17 protein-coding genes, 1 tRNA gene and 2 pseudogenes are annotated in these 18,771 nt (G+C 66.4%); 5 read left to right on the top strand and 15 right to left on the bottom strand.

Translation table 11 applies throughout. The features are described 5' to 3' along the window. Positions 1-1,559: pseudogene (locus ABTZ59_RS35580) on the bottom strand (hypothetical protein); the annotation flags it as partial. A gap of 293 nt (positions 1,560-1,852) precedes the next feature. Here ABTZ59_RS35580 and ABTZ59_RS35575 point away from each other — a divergent pair. Continuing rightward, positions 1,853-2,401, top strand: coding sequence for a glycoside hydrolase family 25 protein (locus ABTZ59_RS35575; RefSeq protein WP_351424762.1), 549 nt, complete (start codon positions 1,853-1,855; stop codon positions 2,399-2,401). A gap of 143 nt (positions 2,402-2,544) precedes the next feature. Here ABTZ59_RS35575 and ABTZ59_RS35570 read toward each other — a convergent pair whose 3' ends face one another. Further along, positions 2,545-3,831 carry a geranylgeranyl reductase family protein gene (locus ABTZ59_RS35570; RefSeq protein WP_351424759.1) on the bottom strand — a complete coding sequence of 429 codons (1,287 nt, stop codon included), beginning with the start codon at positions 3,829-3,831 and terminating at the stop codon, positions 2,545-2,547. 111 nt (positions 3,832-3,942) lie between these two features. Here ABTZ59_RS35570 and ABTZ59_RS35565 point away from each other — a divergent pair, with 111 nt between their 5' ends. Continuing rightward, the gene (locus tag ABTZ59_RS35565; RefSeq protein WP_351424756.1) at positions 3,943-4,452 is read left to right on the top strand and encodes a GNAT family N-acetyltransferase; all 510 of its coding nucleotides are present in this window, start codon (positions 3,943-3,945) and stop codon (positions 4,450-4,452) included. Between the two features lie 109 nt (positions 4,453-4,561). On the opposite strand, the gene ABTZ59_RS35560 is transcribed toward ABTZ59_RS35565, so the two are convergent. From ABTZ59_RS35560 to ABTZ59_RS35540, 5 genes are all read right to left on the bottom strand, one after another. After that, complete coding sequence (locus ABTZ59_RS35560) at positions 4,562-5,254, bottom strand: demethylmenaquinone methyltransferase (protein ID WP_249948413.1); 693 nt, start codon at positions 5,252-5,254, stop codon at positions 4,562-4,564. A gap of 31 nt (positions 5,255-5,285) precedes the next feature. Continuing rightward, positions 5,286-5,735: an imidazolonepropionase-like domain-containing protein gene (locus tag ABTZ59_RS35555; RefSeq protein ID WP_351424750.1), complete on the bottom strand. Its 450-nt coding sequence runs from the start codon at positions 5,733-5,735 to the stop codon at positions 5,286-5,288. 78 nt (positions 5,736-5,813) lie between these two features. Continuing rightward, positions 5,814-7,040, bottom strand: a complete 1,227-nt coding sequence (mqnC, locus tag ABTZ59_RS35550) for a cyclic dehypoxanthinyl futalosine synthase (RefSeq protein WP_249948415.1) — start codon at positions 7,038-7,040, stop codon at positions 5,814-5,816. Between the two features lie 115 nt (positions 7,041-7,155). Next, positions 7,156-8,925, bottom strand: coding sequence for a serine/threonine-protein kinase (locus tag ABTZ59_RS35545; protein ID WP_351424741.1), 1,770 nt, complete (start codon positions 8,923-8,925; stop codon positions 7,156-7,158). A gap of 187 nt (positions 8,926-9,112) precedes the next feature. Beyond that, entirely contained in the window at positions 9,113-9,925 is an 813-nt protein-coding gene (locus ABTZ59_RS35540) for a menaquinone biosynthetic enzyme MqnA/MqnD family protein (protein WP_351424795.1), read from the bottom strand. 538 nt (positions 9,926-10,463) lie between these two features. Between ABTZ59_RS35540 and ABTZ59_RS35535 the strand changes: the two genes are divergently transcribed. Further along, a complete protein-coding gene (locus ABTZ59_RS35535; protein WP_017948713.1) occupies positions 10,464-10,667 on the top strand; it encodes a cold-shock protein in 204 nt (67 codons plus the stop codon). Positions 10,668-11,621: 954 nt separating this feature from the next. Here ABTZ59_RS35535 and ABTZ59_RS35530 read toward each other — a convergent pair. The 3 genes from ABTZ59_RS35530 to ABTZ59_RS35520 form a co-directional block, all read right to left on the bottom strand. Then, positions 11,622-11,711, bottom strand: a tRNA-Cys gene (locus ABTZ59_RS35530). A 71-nt stretch (positions 11,712-11,782) separates the two neighbouring features. Further along, positions 11,783-12,067 (bottom strand): hypothetical protein, encoded by a 285-nt coding sequence (locus tag ABTZ59_RS35525; protein WP_351424733.1) that lies wholly within the window; start codon positions 12,065-12,067, stop codon positions 11,783-11,785. Beyond that, positions 12,067-12,195, bottom strand: a complete 129-nt coding sequence (locus ABTZ59_RS35520; protein ID WP_351424730.1) for a hypothetical protein — start codon at positions 12,193-12,195, stop codon at positions 12,067-12,069. Before ABTZ59_RS35520 ends, ABTZ59_RS35525 begins: the two co-directional genes overlap by 1 nt. Positions 12,196-12,742: 547 nt before the next feature. On the opposite strand from ABTZ59_RS35520, the gene ABTZ59_RS35515 reads away from it, so the two are divergent. After that, positions 12,743-13,585, top strand: a complete 843-nt coding sequence (locus tag ABTZ59_RS35515; protein WP_351424727.1) for a helix-turn-helix domain-containing protein — start codon at positions 12,743-12,745, stop codon at positions 13,583-13,585. After that, positions 13,582-13,791 carry a DUF397 domain-containing protein gene (locus tag ABTZ59_RS35510; RefSeq protein WP_351424724.1) on the top strand — a complete coding sequence of 70 codons (210 nt, stop codon included), beginning with the start codon at positions 13,582-13,584 and terminating at the stop codon, positions 13,789-13,791. The genes ABTZ59_RS35515 and ABTZ59_RS35510 overlap by 4 nt, the downstream gene beginning before the upstream one ends. A gap of 163 nt (positions 13,792-13,954) precedes the next feature. Here the strand turns inward: ABTZ59_RS35510 and ABTZ59_RS35505 are convergent, their stop codons facing one another. The 5 genes and pseudogenes from ABTZ59_RS35505 to ABTZ59_RS35485 all read right to left on the bottom strand — a co-directional run. Then, positions 13,955-14,890 carry a major capsid protein gene (locus ABTZ59_RS35505; RefSeq protein WP_351424720.1) on the bottom strand — a complete coding sequence of 312 codons (936 nt, stop codon included), beginning with the start codon at positions 14,888-14,890 and terminating at the stop codon, positions 13,955-13,957. Between the two features lie 41 nt (positions 14,891-14,931). Beyond that, a complete protein-coding gene (locus ABTZ59_RS35500) occupies positions 14,932-15,429 on the bottom strand; it encodes a phage terminase small subunit P27 family (protein ID WP_351424715.1) in 498 nt (165 codons plus the stop codon). A gap of 893 nt (positions 15,430-16,322) precedes the next feature. Then, positions 16,323-16,433, bottom strand: a complete 111-nt coding sequence (locus ABTZ59_RS35495; protein WP_351424786.1) for an HNH endonuclease — start codon at positions 16,431-16,433, stop codon at positions 16,323-16,325. Positions 16,434-17,142: 709 nt separating this feature from the next. Beyond that, positions 17,143-17,484 carry an HNH endonuclease gene (locus ABTZ59_RS35490; RefSeq protein WP_351424712.1) on the bottom strand — a complete coding sequence of 114 codons (342 nt, stop codon included), beginning with the start codon at positions 17,482-17,484 and terminating at the stop codon, positions 17,143-17,145. 801 nt (positions 17,485-18,285) lie between these two features. Beyond that, positions 18,286-18,771 (bottom strand): annotated as a pseudogene (locus ABTZ59_RS35485) (recombinase family protein); the annotation flags it as partial.

Raw genomic sequence — 18,771 nt, 5'->3', positions numbered from 1 at the left:
CTGCTCGAACCACCACTGCTCGAACTACCCCCGTTGGAGCCACCGCCGCTGCTCGAACCACCACCGTTCGAGCCACCGCCGCTGGAACCACCACTGCTGCTCGAACCACCACTGCTCGAACTACCCCCGTTGGAGCCACCGCCGCTGCTCGAACCACCACCGTTCGAGCCACCACCGCTGGAACCACCACTGCCGCTCGAACTGCCACCGCTCGAACTGCCACCGCTCGAACCACCGCTGCTCGAACCACCACTGCTCGAACTGCCACCGTCCGAACCGCCATCCGAACCGCCGTCGGAACCACCGTTCGACCCGCCACCGTTCGAGCCACCACCGCTCGACCCGCCGTTGGACCCACCACCGTTGGAACCGCCGCCGTCCGAACCGCCACCGTCAGACCCACCATCGGATCCACCGTTCGAGCCACCACCGCTCGAACCGCCACCGTCCGAACCACCGCCGTCGGACCCACCGTCCGAACCGCCATCCGAACCGCCGTCGGAACCACCGTTCGACCCACCACCGTTCGAGCCACCACCGCTCGACCCGCCGTTGGACCCACCACCGTTGGAACCGCCACCGTCCGAACCGCCACCGTCAGACCCACCATCGGATCCACCGTCCGAACCGCCGTCGGACCCGCCATTGGACCCGCCGCCGTTGTTCCCACCACCAGAGTCGCCACCAGAGTCACCGCCACCGGAAGCACCACCACCGTTGTCACCACCACCCGAGGCACCGCCTCCGTTGGCGCCTCCACCGTTGTCACCACCACCGGAGTCACCACCACCGTTGTCACCACCACCGTTGGCGCCACCACCAGAGTCACCCCCGCCGTTGGCGCCACCGCCCGACTCACCACCGCCGGACTCACCACCGCCGCCGGCGACCGTGTCGCTCTCGCAGTCGCCGCCGAGGATGTTGCAGACCGCCGTCTGAAGACCGCCCGCGAGCTGAGTCCCCACACCACTGAAAACAAGCGCACCGATGATCAGGGCGACCAGACCGATCATGCCTACGTACTCGGCCGTCCCCTGACCGCGATTCCGCCGCCACCCGATCATGTGTGGAATCGACGGAAACGCCTCCCGACGCAACCGCTCCCGCGTCCACCGCGGCCTCAGGGCCCGCTGATCCGCAGGCAACTCGAACCACGCCCGGCTCGCACCCGCACTGATCAACGCCAACAGAGCACCCGGCAACAGAAGCTGGCTCAGCCCCCGCTCCGACCCCCCGTACAGATTGACCACACTGCCGACCAGCAGCCACGCCTGAAGCCCCACCAGCGCGAACCAGACGACCTTCCCACCCGTCCACAGCCACCGCGCCAGAACGACCGCAACGATCCCCGGCACAATCGCGTACAACGCCGCCAAAGAGAGCGTCGGGGTGATGTGAGTGCCCAGCTCCAGCAGCGAGTTCACCACGCCCACACCGCCCAGCAGCGTGAGAGCGAACATCAGATAGAGCAAAACCCGGGTCACGACGAGCGATCTCGGCAACTCCCAGCGACGCGTGGGTATGCCGACCTGAACCGCCAGGCCTTGTGAGTCCGACACGGGGAAACCCTTCCAGCAAACTGCATGAGATGTACGGCCCAGGCGTCCAGCCGTGGCACGTATATCGGCACACTACGTAGGCACAAGGCCCATTCCGAAGGGCCCACGGGCCCACCCCGGGGCCCACCCCGGGCCCACCCCGCGTCGCAGCGGCGCGCAAGTTCCCTCCGCCGGCGGAATTCACTCGTAAAGATGTCGTGGCTGTCACCGATACGCCAGCGCGATCCGTACGAACCACGGTTGGGTAAGGACAAGTTGAAACACTTGAACTACCGCGCAGGAGGCCTTCCCCCATGACCGTCAAGGGCATCGACGTCTCGTCACACCAGAGTTCCAGCTACAGCACGGCCGATCTCGACTTCGTCTTCATCAAGGCCACCGAGGGCACGTCGTACATCAACCCCAAGATGAGCGCGCAGGCGGCGCGCGCCCGGGGCGCCGGTCTGGTGGCCGGGTTCTATCACTTCCTGCGGCCCGGTGACATGAAGGCTCAGGCTCGGTATTTCGTCGAGGAGTGCGCCAGCGTCGAGTACGACCCGCTGTTCGCGGACTGGGAGGACGACGGGGTCTCCTGCGCCGAGAAGGACGCGTTCCTCGCCGAGGTGAAGCGGTTGCGCGGGTCCAATCACCGGGTCGGGCTGTATTGCGGGCAGTACTACTGGCTGCACCGCGACACCACCAGCAACGCGGGCGACGCGCTGTGGATCGCCGACTATGTGGCCGCCGGAAAACCCCGGATCAAGGCGGCGTGGAAGTTCCACCAGTACACGGACACCCCGGTCGACACAAACGTGGGGAATTTCGCCGACCGGGCCGCCCTGAAGAAGTGGACCCGAGGCTGAGGCGGGTTCCAGAACCACGGCGGACCCCGCGCCTCATGCTCCCTATCCCCCGCGCCTTACCACCCTGCGCCTTACCACCCCGCGCCCTACCAGCCTGCGCCTTACCCTCGTGCGCCTCACGCCTTGGGTGCCACCTTTGCGCCCTACGCCTTGGGTGCCACCTTCGACAGTCCATTGATAATGCGGTCCATCGCGTCGCCGCCCGTCGGATCCGTCAGGTTCGCCAGCATCTTCAGCGTGAACTTCATCAGCAGCGGATGTGTCAGACCGCGCTGGGTCGCGAGCTTCATGACCTTCGGGTTGCCGATCAGCTTCACGAAGGCGCGGCCGAGCGTGTAATAGCCGCCGTAGGTCTCCTTGAGGACCTTCGGGTAGTGGAGCAGCGCCATCTCGCGCTGGGCGGGAGTCGCGCGGGCATGGGCCTGGACGATGACGTCGGCGGCGATCTGACCGGACTCCATGGCGTATGCGATGCCCTCGCCATTGAACGGGTTGACCATGCCGCCCGCGTCACCCACCAGCAGCAGGCCCTTGGTGTAGTGCGGCTGGCGGTTGAACGCCATGGGCAGGGCGGCGCCGCGGATCGGCATCGTCATGTTGTCCGGGGTGTACCCCCAGTCCTCCGGCATCGAGGCGCACCACGCCTTGAGCACCTCGCGCCAGTCCAGCTCCTTGTAGGCGGAGGAGGAGTTGAGGATGCCGAGGCCGACGTTGGAGGTGCCGTCGCCCATGCCGAAGATCCAGCCGTAGCCGGGCAGCAGTCGGTCCTCGCCCGGGCCGCGCCGGTCCCACAGTTCGAGCCAGGACTCCAGGTAGTCGTCGTCATGGCGGGGCGAGGTGAAGTACGTACGGACGGCGACGCCCATCGGCCGGTCCTCGCGGCGATGCAGGCCCATGCCCAGGGACAGCCGGGTCGAGTTGCCGTCGGCGGCGACGACGAGCGGTGCGTGGAAGGTGACCGGGGTCTTCTCCTCGCCCAGCTTGGCGTGTACGCCGGTGATGCGGCCGGTGCGGTCGTCGGTGATCGGGGCGCCGACGTTGCACCGCTCGTACAGCCGCGCGCCGGCCTTCTGCGCCTGGCGGGCGAGCTGTTCGTCGAAGTCGTCGCGCTTGCGGACCAGTCCGTAGTCCGGATACGCGGCCAGGTCCGGCCAGTCCAGCTGGAGCCGCACGCCGCCGCCGATGATCCGCAGCCCCTTGTTGCGCAGCCAGCCGGCCTCTTCGGAGATGTCGATGCCCATCGAGACGAGCTGCTTCGTGGCGCGCGGGGTGAGGCCGTCGCCGCAGACCTTCTCGCGCGGGAACGCGGTCTTCTCCAGCAACAGGACGTCCAGGCCCGCCTTGGCGAGGTAGTACGCGGTGGTGGAACCGGCCGGGCCGGCGCCCACGACGATGACATCTGCGCGGTTTTCGGAGAGGGGCTCAGTCACAGCGGGTTCTCCCGAAGACTCGGATTTGGGTACCTGGCGGCACGGGGCAAGTGCGGTCAGTCTATGGGGGTGCATCGTTACCTCCACTGAAGGGTTGCCCTCATGAACAACATGACCCAACCGCTCCCTGTGGTGCAGCTCCACGTGCCCACGGAGGAGGACGCCCTCCACTGGCACCGGGTTTTCAACGACCCTGAGGTGATGGAGTTCCACGGTGGCGTCTCGGCGGAGATGTCCGTGTACGAGGAGTTGACCGCCCGGCAGCGCAGGCACGACGCCGAGCGCGGCTTCTGTTTCTGGACGATGACGGACGACGACGGTGAGGTGATCGGCTTCACCGGCGCCCAGCCCTGGCCGCACGAGACGTTCGGGCCGGTCGGCGAGATCGAGATCGGCTGGCGGCTGGGGCGGACGCACTGGGGGCGCGGTTACGCGACGGCCGCCGCGCGGGCCACGCTGGAGCGGGTACGCGCGGCGGGGGTCGGCCGGGTCGTGGCGATGGTCAACTCTCGTAATGCGCGCTCGGTCGCGGTGACGCGGCGGCTCGGGATGGAGCTGGCGGAGACGTACCCGATCGCGTCAACAGGGGACACCGCGTACTGCTTCCGGCTGGAGTTGTGAGCGGGGTGAGAGGTGTGCGGAGCGTGCGGGGTGAGAGAGCTGTGAGCCGGTAGCTCTGTCCCCCTGCCGTCCCCTACCCCCTCCCCCACTCCCTGCCTTGCCCTGAGGATCAGTGACGTACGCCCCGGTGCAGCGCCACGATCCCGCCCGTCAGATTCCGCCACGCCACCTTGGACCAGCCCGCCCCCTTCAGCCGCGCCGCGAGGGCGGGCTGGTCCGGCCAGGCCCTGATCGACTCGGCGAGATAGACATACGCGTCGGGGTTGGAGGACACGGCACGCGCGGTCGGCGGGAGCGCGCGCATCAGGTACTCCTCGTAGACCGTGCGGAACGGCGCCCACGTCGGATGCGAGAACTCACAGATCACGATCCGCCCGCCAGGCTTCGTCACCCGGTACAGCTCGCGCAGCGCGAGGTCCGTGTCCTGGACGTTGCGCAAACCGAAGGAGATCGTCACCGCGTCGAAGACCTCGTCGGCGAACGGCAGTTTCGTCGCGTCCCCGGCCGTGAACGGCATCCACGGGTGCCGCTTCTTGCCCTGCCGCAGCATGCCCTGGGAGAAGTCACAGGGCACGACGTACGCACCGGTCGCGGCGAGCGACATCGAGGAGGTGGCGGTGCCCGCGGCGAGGTCGAGGACCTTCTCGGCCGGGCGGGCCTTCACGGCCTTGGCGACCTCCTTGCGCCACAGCCTGGCCTGGCCGAGCGAGAGCACATCGTTCGTGAGGTCGTACTTCTCCGCCACGTCGTCGAACATCGAGATGACTTCGTGCGGCTGCTTGTCCAGGGAGGCTCGGGTCACGCCGTCCATTGTGGCAGGCGGCTGTACGTGACTAGGCGCGGCGGTGTACGAGACGGCCGGCGCACACTGTGGCGACGCAATGTCCGTCCGCGTCGAACACGGCGAGATCGGCGCGGCCCGTCTCGGTGATCGCCGTACGCACGGCCGCGGGCAGGACGAGGACACCCACCCGCGCGGCGGCGTCGCGCAGCCCCGGGGCCGTCGCGTACTCGGCGAGGACCGCCGTCGCGCCCAGCTTCAGTACGGCGTGGATCCGCTCGCGCGGGGTCGGGGCGTCCGGCAGCGGCTCCTGGTGGACGCGGGCGGGGCCGAGCACCCCGGCCCACGTCCGCACCCGCGCGCCGGTGAACCGCTCCCGCAGCTCATCGAACGTACCGACCGCGCCGATCCGGTCCCCTGCCACCACGACGCCGCCGCCCTTGATCGGCTCGGCCGCGTCCCAGGCGCGGCGCACCTCGTCGGCAACATGCAGGGTCTCCACCGCGCGGACTCCCGATCGATCAGCTCAGTTGGTGGCGGCTCAGATGGCAGCTCAGTTGCTGGCGGCTCACTTGGCGGCTCAGTTGGTGGCGATGAGCTTCAGCTCGGGGTGGGCCGTACCGCCCTCGATCGCCGTCGACGAGATGTGCGACTGGACCCGGTCGTCGACGGGGTCGTTCGCCGGGTCGTCGTGCACGACAAGGTGCTCGTACGTCGTGGCGCGCTGCGCCGGGACGCGGCCCGCCTTGCGGATCAGGTCGATGATCTCCAGCCGGTTGGAGCGGTGCTTGGCGCCGGCCGAGGACACGACGTTCTCCTCCAGCATGATCGAGCCGAGGTCGTCGGCGCCGTAGTGCAGCGACAGCTGGCCGACCTCCTTGCCCGTGGTCAGCCAGGAGCCCTGGATGTGCGCGACGTTGTCGAGGAAGATGCGCGCGATCGCGATCATGCGCAGGTACTCGAAGAGGGTCGCCTGCGTCTGGCCCTTCAGATGGTTGTTCTCGGGCTGGTAGGTGTACGGGATGAAGGCGCGGAAGCCGCCCGTCCGGTCCTGTACGTCACGGATCATCCGAAGGTGCTCGATACGCTCGGCGTTGGTCTCGCCCGTACCCATGAGCATCGTGGACGTCGACTCGACGCCGAGCCCGTGCGCGGTCTCCATGATCTCCAGCCAGCGTTCGCCGGACTCCTTGAGCGGCGCGATCGCCTTGCGCGGGCGCGCGGGCAGCAACTCGGCGCCCGCGCCCGCGAAGGAGTCGAGACCGGCGGCGTGGATGCGCTGGATCGCCTCCTCGACGGAGACGTTGGAGATCCGGGCCATGTGCTCGACCTCGGAGGCGCCGAGGGAGTGGATGACCAGCTGCGGAAAGTCCTTCTTGATCGCGGCGAAGTGCTTCTCGTAGTACTCCACGCCGTAGTCCGGGTGGTGGCCGCCCTGGAACATGATCTGCGTACCGCCCAGCTCCACGGTCTCCGCGCAGCGGCGCAGGATGTCGTCGAGGTCGCGGCTCCAGCCCTTGGCCGTGTCCTTGGGCGCGGCGTAGAAGGCGCAGAACTTGCACGCCGTCACACAGACGTTGGTGTAGTTGATGTTCCGCTCGATGATGTACGTCGCGATGTGCTCGGTCCCCGCGTACCGGCGGCGGCGTACGGCGTCGGCCGCCGCGCCGAGCGCGTGCAGCGGCGCGGAACGGTAGAGGTCGAGCGCTTCCTCAGGGGTGACGCGACCGCCGGCGGCGGCGCGGTCCAGGACATCAGTGAGGCTGCCAGTGACTTTTACGGACGTGAGGTCGGCCTTCTCGGTCACCGGTGCGGGTCCTTCCCAAGGGGTCTGTGACGACCGATCCAGCCTACGCCAGGGGTGGTGGCGAGCCGCGAGCGCCATGGGAGCGGGCGGTCCGCTGTGCGTGGCGGCGGGCGGTTCACCTCTGTTTCGTCAGGATGCCGGTGGGGCTGCCCGCCCGCGCGTCCCGTGAGAGGTAGCGCAGACCGTCCCTTTCGAGGCCGAGCCGCAGACCGATCGTGGTCTCGGTGCACATGTCCTTGCTGCGCGGACCGCGCTCGGCGTCGACGACGAGGGTCTTGCCCTCGACGCCGGTGAGGGTGAGCAGGTCCTCGCAGATGAAGTTGCCGAGTATGTCGGTCTGTTCGGCCTTCCCGATCCGCTCGCCGGTGGCGCCCGTTTGTATGGTCACCTTCATCGTGCCGGCGGGCAGGCCAGCGGCGGTGACCTCGCCGTCCCAGATACCGACGAGTTCGGCGGGTACGGAACCGTCGCCGGAACCGGAGCCGTCGCCGGAACCGGAACCGTCGCCGTCGCCGGGGCCTTCGCCGGACGCGGGCTTCGAGGCGGAGACGCTCGACGACGGGGCGGCCATGTCCGGGGAGGCCGTGTCGTTGGTGCCACCGCCGGGCATCAGGTCGAAGAGGAACGCGCTGCCCACCATCACGGCGGCCAGTGCGCCCGCGACGGCCAGGGCCACCGTGCAGCTGACCTTGCGCGCGCGACGTCCACCTCCGGTGCCGGTGCCGAGACCGGTGCCGGGGCCCGTTCCCGTGCCGGTGTCGGTGCCGGCGGAGACCGATACGGAGAGCCGCGGCCCCGGGAACGAGCCGTCCTTGGGTGAATCGCCCGGCGGGGCCGGGTCGGCCGCCCGGACCGCCGAAACGTCCATGGGCGGGTCCATCGGCGGTCCGAAGACCCCGAGCGCCGGACTGCTGAAGGGCACGGGACCTGTCTGTACGGGAGGAGCCGCCGCCTCCAGGTGCAGTAGCCGGACCACCGCGCGGCTGACCTCCTCGACCAGCGGTGCCGGCAGCCAGCCCGCGGCCATCAGACCCGCCGCGCCACGGGCCCCGTCGGCACCGTCGGCCCCATTGCTCACAAGCCGACGCACGATCTCGGTCGGCGCGGGCCGTGCGGACGGGTCCTTGGCGAGGCAATCCGCGACCAGTTCCCGCAGTTCGCCGCGTAGGGAGCCCAGCTCGGGTTCCTCGTGCACGACCTTGTAGAGGAGCGCGGCCGAGGAGTCGCCGGGGAAGGGGCTCGTACCCGTCACCGCGTACGCCAGTACCGCACCCAGCGAGAAGACGTCCGCCGCGCCCGTGACCACCTTGCCGAGGATCTGCTCGGGCGACATGTAACCGGGCGACCCGACCGAGACACCGGTCGAGGTGAGCGAGGCGGTGCCGTCCGTGGCACGCGCGATACCGAAGTCGATCAGCCGGGGCCCGTCCGGGGCGAGCAGTACGTTCGACGGCTTGACGTCCCGGTGCACCAGATCGAGGCCGTGCACGGCCGCCAGCGCCTCCGCAAGACCGGCGCCCAGCGCGCGTACGGAGTGTTCGGGCAGCGGCCCGTACGCCCCGACGGCCTGGGTCAGCGACGGACCCGCGACGTAGGCCGTCGCCACCCACGGAACGACTGCCTCCGGATCAGCGTCCAGCACCGGCGCCGACCAGCGGGGCCCGTCGGGGCCCGTACCGACGCGACGCGCCGCCTCCACCTCACGGCGGAAGCGGGCCCGGAACTCCTGGTCCATCGCGAAGTGCGGATGGACGACCTTGACCGCGACCGTACGGCCGCCCTGCGAGCGGGCGACGTAGACCCTGCCCATACCGCCCGCCCCCAGCCGCCCGAGCAGCCGGTACGGACCGATGGTCGCCGGATCGCCGGCCTCCAGCGGCTGCATTCCCCGTCCCCCTCATGAGTCCTGCCCTACGCCCCACACGTCCCGACGGACCTCTAGGCAGCAGACTAGGGGGTGGGGGTACGGGGCGGGTGAGAGTACGGGGCGGGTGGGGTTACGGCGGGTGGGGATTGCAGCGGGTGGGGTTACGGCGGGTGGGGATTGCAGCGGGTGGGGATTACGGCGGAGGTCAGGCCTTGAGCAGCTCGACATGGACATCGGCGGGGAACCCGGTCGTCGGGCCGGTACGGCGCGCGAACTCCGTCACGCCCGCGAGTTGGTCGGAGCCGAAGCGGAAGTCGAGCGTCGTGAAGTACCGCTCCAGCAGCTCCGCGTCGAAGGTCTCCCAGCGTGCCGCCTGCTTGGCGACCTTCGCGACCTCCTCCAGAGAGAGATCCCGGGACGCGAGGAACGCCTCGTGGACCTTCCGTACGACATTCGGCTCACGCGCCAGATAGTCCTTACGGGCCGCCCACACCGCGAAGACGAACGGCAGGCCCGTCCAGTCCTTCCACATCTGCCCCAGGTCATGGACCTGGAGACCGAGCCGAGGTGCCTCATAGAGCGAGGCGCGCAGCGCGGCGTCACCGATCAGGACGGCGGCTTCGGCCTCCTGCATCATCAGACCGAGATCCGGCGGACACGTGTAGTAGTCGGGGGTGACCTTGTACTGCTCGCTCAGCAGCAGCTGCGCCAGGCGTACCGACGTACGGGACGTGGAGCCGAGGGCGACCCGGGCGCCGTCGAGCTGGTCCAGCGGTACCTGCGAGACAATGACGCAGGACATGACAGGTCCGTCGCAGCCGACCGCGAGATCGGTGAAGGCGACAAGATCGTCGGCATTGCGAAGGAATTCGACGAGGGTGACGGGGGCGATATCCAGTTCGCCTTGCACCAGCTGTTCACTGAGCTTCTCGGGAGTGTCCTTCGTCAGCTCCAGATCGAGAAGTGCACCGGTCCTGGCGAGGCCCCAATAGAGGGGCAGGCAGTTCAGGAACTGGATATGGCCGACACGCGGCCGACTGCGGTGATCGTCGTTGTCACCTCGGTCGTCGCCGGCTCGGTGGTCGTCGGCTCCGGGCGCCGCGGGGGCTCCGGGTGGGGTGGTGGCCGCAGGGGCCGCCACTGGGGACTCTGAGGACTCTGAGGCCTTGGTGACCTTGGTGGACCGGGGGGTTTCGGTCGAAGGTGCTGCCGGACCGGCTGCCACTGATACCTCTGATGCCCGTGATGCTTCTGCCGCTGTGTTCTCCGCTGGACTGTCCACAACGCGAGGCTAGACCCGCGTCGGGTGCGGGGGAGCTCCGGGGCTCAGTTGCGGCGTGGCTCGTCAGCACGTCAGAGCCCTATACAAACGTCCGGGTGAAGTGATCTTTCCCTCTACCGCTGGACATGTGCTGCGTGCTAGGCTCGCCGCAAGTTGCAGTTTGGTTTCCCTTGCAGTACAGAGCCTGCGGAGCATGTGACCCGCAGGCTTTTGTAGTTTTCAGACTTCTTTGCAGGTTCTGGAGCAGGGCAACCCTTTGGCCCAAGGAGGGCTTATGGCTACCGGAACCGTCAAGTGGTTCAACGCTGAAAAGGGCTTCGGCTTCATCGCCCAGGACGGCGGCGGCCCGGATGTCTTCGTCCACTACTCCGCGATCAACGCGACCGGCTTCCGCTCCCTTGAGGAGAACCAGGTCGTGAACTTCGACGTCACTCAGGGCCCGAAGGGCCCGCAGGCGGAGAACGTCACCCCGGCCTAGTTGCCCGGGTCGGCGATCGCGTACGACTTACGCAGTAACCAAGGAGCCCTGCTTCCCCACTCGGGTGGGGACAGCGGGGCTCCTGCCTTTGGCGCGGGCCAGTGCCGAGGGGTAGTCGGGGTGGGCCGGTGCGTTTGGTGGCGGGTGGGGGCCGCCCCTAGGTTTCAGTTTCGCGGTTGCGGGTCGGGCGTCAAGGGCGCTCCTTCGTCGCGTCGGCAAGCCGATGGGCTGCGCCCACCCTTGACTCCCAACCCTCCACCGCAAGTGCTGCTTTGAGGGGGGCGGCCCGGGGGAAGACCGTACACCCTGGGAGTTGGGAAATCAGCTGGTCAGGGCATGAAAAAGCCCCGCCCGGCACGTGGCCGAACGGGGCTGGTCTGCTGTCTCAGGTCGGGACTACGTGCCCTTCCGTGCCGTGGTCATGCGCTTCTCCGTAGGGCGGAGAATTGGTCACCCGGGTATCTGTACGGGTACTCGACTCCCCGCGTCGCGAACTCGACGGCGAAGCGGCGTTCCCGCTGTAGCGGTGTGAGTGGCATGGTCTCTTCGGCGCGGAAGATGGCTCGGGCGTCCGTCGAGCTTGGCCCGGTCCACGGCTTGGTCCAGGGACCCGCAGTCGGAACGCATGGCTGTGCGGGGGCCGCTATGGGTTCGGCGCGCCGCTTCCCTGTAGCGGGCAGCATCGTGGCAAGGATGAGACGAAGGCACGCCACGAAGGCGCGCGCAATAGAGTGGCGCACGGCGACAGCTCCTCAAAGTGATGTCGTCCACGGCCCCGGGAGTGTTACCAGCACTCGCCGGGGTTCCTTGTTCTGCTGTTTCAACGGACTTTGGAACGGGACCTGTTGAGAGCCCCACCTGTCTGCCGGGCGGGGGAAGGGAACGCAGACAGGTGGGGCCGTTTCGCCCTGCCCGACCAATGAGCACCCCACGCACTTCATGGCCGGACAGGAGTCACCGTGCCCGGAATCGAACCGAGGCGACCTGGAAGGAGTGGCACCGACTGAACGGTGCCCCAGGGCTCTACCACTGAGCTACACGGTGTTGCCCCCTCCCCTGCCGGATCGACCCATATGTTGGGGCGCACGGGGCTGCCATCGGCAGGGGAGGGGAGCCTATGACGTGCCCTTTTGCCGTATCGCGTGCAGCTTTCCGACCGCTACCAGCTGCCGTTCCTCCCAGGCGGTTGCCGGGCGCAGCCGTCGGTAGTGGACGCGCCAGATGAGGCCCGTGGGTCGCTCCAGTTCGATGAAGGGTCCATCCACGTTCCTCACGGTGCCGGGCATTTCGTAGTCCCGGTCGAAGATCACCGCGCCGATGAGAATGTCGTTCGGCCTGCCGAAAGCGGGCGTGTACTGGACGCTGCGCGGGGGTTTGGCAACAGGGTGCTTCGCTGCCATCAGAACCAGCCTCCGTGCCTACGCTCCGCGTTCTCCTTGGCCATCTGGCGCCGGATGCGCTGCATGGTCGGGCTGTCGTCGTCCGCTCGGCTGTGCTCCGGCTCATCGGAGACCACGGGCACGGGCACGGGACACTCCGGAATTCCGCACTCGCACGGCGGGAACGCGAGAGCTGATGCCGGGGCCAGGTCCGCCCCCTCCGGGGAATCGGCGTTCACCGCTCCGCCGTCCGGTGTGGGTGGGCCGAGATGATCTCGCCGTACTTCCGGACGCCTGCCATGTCGCTGCGTGCTCGGCTTGAAGTACGTCCGTTGTGTGCTGCGTTGCAGATCACGCATTCGGGTACGGGCACGGGCTCAAGGTTCGGCATCGGAACGGCCGGAGCGGTCGTTTCCTCACTTCGGATCACAGCTGACAACCTCTCCAGACCGGCAAGAGTCGCGTTCAGGTTGGTCGGTGTGGGCGGAGCGTAGGGGCCTCGATAAACACCAGCGGGGTACGGGGCCCACCGACTGAGCCATGTCTCCCGCTCACTGCGGCGGGGCTTAAGGAAGGTGCGCTCCTCAGTCACGTCCGCTCCTCTCCGTAGCTGTTCCACTACCGGGGTGCGCCAGACTGACCTAGAGTCGGGATGTCTTCAACTGGCCTGATGCGAAGGAAGAGTTAGGGGACCTCGTGGTCAACCGCAAGGAGTTGAACCCTGAGAGCAGCCCGCGAGCAGCGTTCGGGGCCCGAGTGCGGCAGTTGAGGGAGGATCGTGGCTGGAGTCAGGAGGAGCTAGCCAGGCGTGTGGAATATTCCAGCGTGCATATTTCCGCCATTGAAACTGCCCGCAAGCCTCCGACTCTTCCCTTCGTGCGCAAGCTCGATCTTGCCTTCGGCACTGCTGGAACTGCCGATTCGTTCGAACGCGAGTGGCGTGAGATCCGGCATGGGAGCTTGTTGGAGGGATTCCCGGAGTACGTGGGACATGAGGCGCGGGCCGTAGAGATCCGGCTCTATGAAGTCGGCGTCATACCTGGTCTGCTCCAAACGCCGGAGTATGCAGCGACGTTGGAGGCGGACGCCGTGCGACGGGAAGCAATCACCCCCGAGCAAGCCAGCGAGCGAGTTGCGTTGGTGGCGGAGCGACAGGCCACACTTACTCGTTCCCCGTCACCCCAAATCTTCACGGTGCTGGATGAGGGGTGCATCCTTCGGCCGATGGGTGATCCAGCGATCATGGATGCCCAGTTCGCCCGGTTGCTGGAGTTTGCTGAGCTACCGAACACCGTGCTTCAAGTCGCCCCGTTCAGCATGGGGGCGCGTCGGCCGTTCAGCCTGCCCATCACGGTGCTCACGTTGCCGGACCGCTCGCTCTTGTCGTACGCCGAGTCGACGCAGCAGGGCCATCTTGAGCGGGAAAGTACGGCGGTGGTGCCGATACTGACGGCCTACCATCAACTACAGGCTGAAGCGCTGTCGCAGGCGGAATCCGTAGCCATGATCGAACAGTTACGAAAGGGCGGCACCCCGTGACAACCGACTCCCCTCGTTGGTACAAATCCTCGTACAGTGGCAACGGTGGCCAGTGTGTAGAAGTTGCCGTTAACCTCGTCGCCTCACGGGGTGTTGTCCCCGTTCGCGACTCCAAGAACCCGAGCGGTCCCACCCTGAACGTTCAGGCTGGTGCGTTCGCCTCGTTCGTGGCGGGCATCAAGGCAGGCACGCCCGACACCATCTGATGCGGTACCCCGTGCGCCCTAAGTTGAGCCCCGCTGTTCCTTTTGGAATGGCGGGGCTCTTCCTATCTGCGTGACACCACTGATATTTTTCCGTCCCGAACGCCCGAAAGCCCCCACACCCGTCACCCCGAAAGGAGACGAGTGCGGGGGCTCTGTGGTGCTATCAGGCAGCCGCTACGTCCCGGAGACGCGCAGCAGCCCTACCGCCGAACATTGCAATACCGCAGTAGAAGTCAATCCGGGTCCGATACACTGGCTTTTCGTGAGCCTCACCCAGATCGGTTGCCTGAATTCCGCCGTTGGTGAGGCCCGTCACGCCCCCGTCGGCTTCCGAATTTCCGAAACGAACCGCGTAAATATCTCCCGTCCTCTTACCGCCCTCGCTGACCTTCATCGGGATAACGTCTGTGCCGTCGAGTTTCTGGCCAGCGTCCAGAATGGGAACGCCATTCCACAGGGGCGCACGCTTGCCGGCGATCTCGCTCACGAGGAGTTCGCTTCCGCCGAGCCTCCGGAATCCTGACTTGATCTTGGCGATGATGTCGCTGTTCGTGTAGATGGCTCCGTTGCCTCCATTGAGCCCACGCACCCTCGCAACGAGTTCATCCAACGCATCGAAGAACGCATATCCATCAGCGACAGGCTCAAGCCCTCCGGAGTCGATTACCTGTGAGCCAATGAGCCTCTTACGGATCCCATCAAAGCCCTTGGGATCGACCATGACGTCACCGTTGAAAAACTGATCGGAGAAATGGATCGAAGCAGCCTTGATCTTCATCTGTGACTGGATTGCTCGCTGCTCATTAAGATTGCTCCGCGTCTGCACGATGAACTTGTCCACGTCCGAGTCGCCACCGAGAATGGCAAGCGTTTCAATCCGCTGATTTACCGCTCCAACACTTTCGGGGTACGGCTCGTTCACAGCACGGAAAGCTACACCAGGCAGCTTTGATTCCTCGTTGTACTTGTACGCGCTGCCCTCAACTGTGATGAGGGGGAGACGGTCCAGGATCGGCGACTCCTCTATAAAAGTTTCGATTACGCCGCGCCTAAGCATGTCCTCGGTGAGCTTAGCGGATTCGGTAAGAGTCAGAGCCATAACTTTTCTCCATATCGGTCCAGATCTTCAAGAAGCAGAATTCAGTCCCAGATATCCGAGTCGTCATCCTCGGGATCCGGGGCGGTAATAGCGGTTCGTGCGCTCGGCGAAAGCCCCAACTCCCGGATGTACCGGGCAAGCTGCGTCCGGTACTGCGCCGCGATTGTGGCTGCTCCGTTCTTCACCGTTCCGCGCTCTGCGGTCACCATGAGCCCGCGCTCTGAAAGGTCCCGCTCCGCCTGGTCGATACGAGCCACGCACACGCACAGGTCTTTCACGGTGGCGTGGTCCACTTCGCCGATACCGGCAGCAAATTCCAACACCGGGACTACGCGCCGCCATTCAGCGGACGCCACCTTCCGGCAACGTTCGTTCGCTGATTCAACAGCAGGGTCGAGGGACGATCTAAATACCTCGCTCCAATCCGGCTCGGCGAGGATCGCACGAGGGATTACCACGCCCTCTTTGATCGCTTTCTTTGACGGGTTGCCCTCTCGTGTCCGCTGGACAGCGGATGTGGGTCTGTATCGGTCGGCCATGAAGTCTCACTTCCTGCTGATGGTTCAAATTGGCACCCAAAAACGCCTACAGCTACGGCGAGAGTTTTTCTCCTCCCCCACGTGCAATCTCGGGAGGAGAAGGGGGCATCCGCCCTGGTCAGAAGGGCGGATGTTCGCCGGCTTCACGGCGGGAACGAGCTTCCGCAGCGAATCCACCAGGCTGTTTCTCTGCTGTCTCACGGTTATGACACGGCGTGCACAGCGGACGCAATTTCCCGAACGCATCCGGATTCGCGTCACCCTGTGCGAGTAACTGCCTTCGCGACAGGGGGAAATGGTCGGCAACCGACGCGCTACGACCGCACAGCACACACCACGGATTCGTATACAGGTACGCACGGCGGACACGCGGCCACATGCGCCCGTACGCGCTCGTCCCTGGCGTCACACGCTGCGCGGTCGCTTCCCGCTCATGAGCCCCACAGCGGCCACCAGACGTCAACTCGGGGCACCCGGGGACAGGGCAAGGGGGGCGGGGTTTGCGAGGTATAGGGGGCACCTCCAGACAGAGGGGAATGTTCGAAAAGGAATTCGCCGACAAACAGCACCGGGGCAAGACAGGCGAGAGGACGCTTATTCCTTTCGGAAGAACATGATCCGCAGAACTCGGAATGCGCGACTTCGCAACTCGGGGTTAGGGTGCGCCACAGCAGTCAGCGCCACGGCACACACCACGGCGCAAACAGCCGACAACCCGACTCCGTTAGGCATCGACATGATATCCACGTGACGAAGCTAGCGGGAATCCAGCGGTCGTAGAACTTCACAAAGTTCAGCCTTACAGCAGTAAAATCAATTAAGCAATTTACGTTGGGATCTATGCAGGTCGGAAAGGGTTTCAAGGCGCAACGACTCCAAATGTAACGTTTTCGTCACGGCTCAAATTCCTCGCCCGTCTTTGCCGGATGGCAGTTACGGCAGAAGGGTTGAACGTTCGTGCCTGTGTCCTCGCCACCAGGGGTGAGGGGCCGTAGATGGTGCACGTGAACCGAGTTGGCGAGGGCAACCGCCCGCACGTGCACAGCGGCCACCCGTGGTCAGTTCTGGGCACCCGGGGACTGAGCACGGGGGGCGGGGCTTACGGGGCATGGGGGTCACCTCCAAGGGGCGGGGCATGTCAGCTTGACGAGAAAGGGGATACAGCAGGGATACACGTCGACCGTTGCCCCTGGTTGGGCACAAGCTGTTCGATGAGCGAATGACGAAACAGAACACCGCCCTGAGCGCCCCGTTCTTTGAACTCCGTTGTGCCGGCTTGCACTTGACGATTCAGCGCATCCCCGGGTGGCTGGTGGCAGCTCTAGCCACGGCTGGGGGAAGCGGGCTTACCGCATGGCTCACATCCCGGTGACGATGCTCCGGGCAGCCAGGGGCCGAGCACGGGGGGCGGGGCTTAAGGGGGATGGGGATCAACTCCCAAGGCGCGGGGACAGTTGGCGAGCGCATGCTTTCGGCGTGGTGACCCAAGATGTGAGCCGCGTGCGCCCCCTCTGCACCAGCACCGCGAGTTAGGTCGCGCTCAATGGCGGATTCGTCGGGGCATCCTCGGAGGCATGAACCAAGTGACCGAGAAAACGCGCCCCCCAGCGTTCGAACTCCGATGCGGCGGGCTGCTCTTGACCATTCAGCGTGTCCCCGCATGGCTGGTGGCAGCCCTCGCCACGGCCACGGGAAGCGGGTTGGCGGCGTGGTTCACGTCCCGTTAACGCCAAACTCCGTGCTGGTCTTGAGCTGGTGGCACGGGTGGCACAGCACTTGGACGTTGGTGTCCACGTCTTCACCACCGAGGGACAACGGTCGGACATGGTCTACGTCCACCCCGTCCGCGGGGAAGTCGCCCAAGCACCAGTCGCACCAGGCCGAGCCCCGTTCCTGCACTCGCCGGCGAAGCCTTGCAGCAGCGTCCCGGCGGTTCGCCCGTCGTCTGCCCCGTGCTCGTCGGGAACGGACACTCGGTCGTCCCTCGTACGCCCCGTGGTGAGCCTTGCAGCGGCCCCGATGGGTCGGGGGCTCGGTGCAGTCGATACAGCGCATGGTCCTCCCTGGTCGTCGTCCTGGTGTGTCTGCGCGAGCGACCTGATAGGCAACATGCCGGTACCCGTGGGCCCTGTGCCGAAGGGCATCCGATCACTCGTCATTGCGTACCCGGCGGACGCGAACCGGTCCGGACATGGTGGGGACCGCACTCGCTTACAACCCCTTTCGGCGCCCCCGGTCAAGGGGCGGTTACTCATGGGCGGTGCGGTCCCCGCGCGTTGCCTCATGACCCCTGCGGCCGCCCCGGTAACGCGGGGTGCGTGGTGCATGGGCAACGCTTGTTGCGAGAGTCGGGCACTCAGTCCGCCGACTGCCCCCGTGTTGGGTGGGTGCGCGGTAATCCCGCTCTCGGAATCGGTGGAGAGCGGGGGTTTCCCGCATCCTGTCGGACGGTCGGGTTGTTCTCGCTCTCGGTCTATGTGGAGAGCGGAGGTTTCCGGCCCGCCCCGTGGGCGAGTCGGTAACCGTTCCGCTCTCACTATGGAAGGGAGAGCGGAGGTTTCCCGAGCCCCGAAGGGGGCTTTGCGGGGCCGTCTCCGGTCTCCCTTCCAATCTGTAAGGGAGAGCGGAGGTTTCCCGGAGGGTGAAGCCGTGGCGTTGTGCCGAACAGTGGTCCGGTCTCTCTTCTCTTCTATTTTTTCTACGTGTTCTAAAAAAGTGGTGTAAACCGTCACTCCACCACCCCTCGCCCCGCTGTTGGGCCGCTCGTCGGCCGAGCCGCAGGGGCCGAGGGCGGGCAGCGGAAAGCCCCGGCGGTCACGGGGACCAACCGGGGCTGTCTCGGGCCGTAGGGGGCCGTTACGCTGCTTGCTCGAACTCGTCTGCGCCGGGCTCGGCGTCCTCCGGGGTTGCCCAAACGATGGTCACGCGCTCGTCGCCCTTGAACGCGCCTCCCTGCTTGGGAGACTTGGTCACGGTCACACGGTCGATGGCGAGTGCCAGGAGGTCTTGTCGCATTCCGGGGTCTGCTTCCTCCCACACCTTCAGCGCGTGACCGTTGACGATGAACGAGACGTCGACCCGGGTGTCTCCGGTGAGTTCCCGGATGCGTGCTTCGGCGTTGTCGAGCCGTTTTTCCGCAGCGACCTTGTGGGGGATGCGGTAGCGCGCGGAGCGGCCCGTGTAGAAGTCTGCGGCGTCGTCCGCATGGAAGGCATCGAGTTTGGCTTGCGCTGCTTTCAGTTCCGCTCGCGCGTCCTTGATCTCCTGTGTCTCTTCGGGGCGGGTGAGTGCCTGCCAGCGTTCGGCAACGGCGATCATCAGTTCGTCGTCGTCATCCGCGCC

This window comes from Streptomyces sp. NPDC094034 (genome assembly GCF_040303865.1).
Lineage (GTDB): Bacteria > Actinomycetota > Actinomycetes > Streptomycetales > Streptomycetaceae > Streptomyces.
Note: the sequence above shows the minus strand (reverse complement) of the source record. Positions and strands in the feature narration are given on the sequence as shown.

Bases quoted from the DNA above. Each gene is read 5' to 3' on its own strand.
- ABTZ59_RS35575 (WP_351424762.1), top strand. From the start codon at position 1,853: ATGACCGTCAAGGGCATCGACGTCTCGTCACACCAGAGTTCCAGCTAC.
- ABTZ59_RS35565 (WP_351424756.1), top strand. From the start codon at position 3,943: ATGACCCAACCGCTCCCTGTGGTGCAGCTCCACGTGCCCACGGAGGAG.
- ABTZ59_RS35545 (WP_351424741.1), bottom strand. From the start codon at position 8,925: ATGCAGCCGCTGGAGGCCGGCGATCCGGCGACCATCGGTCCGTACCGG.
- ABTZ59_RS35535 (WP_017948713.1), top strand. From the start codon at position 10,464: ATGGCTACCGGAACCGTCAAGTGGTTCAACGCTGAAAAGGGCTTCGGC.
- ABTZ59_RS35525 (WP_351424733.1), bottom strand. From the start codon at position 12,067: ATGGCAGCGAAGCACCCTGTTGCCAAACCCCCGCGCAGCGTCCAGTAC.
- ABTZ59_RS35505 (WP_351424720.1), bottom strand. From the start codon at position 14,890: ATGGCTCTGACTCTTACCGAATCCGCTAAGCTCACCGAGGACATGCTT.
- ABTZ59_RS35500 (WP_351424715.1), bottom strand. From the start codon at position 15,429: ATGGCCGACCGATACAGACCCACATCCGCTGTCCAGCGGACACGAGAG.
- ABTZ59_RS35490 (WP_351424712.1), bottom strand. From the start codon at position 17,484: ATGCGCTGTATCGACTGCACCGAGCCCCCGACCCATCGGGGCCGCTGC.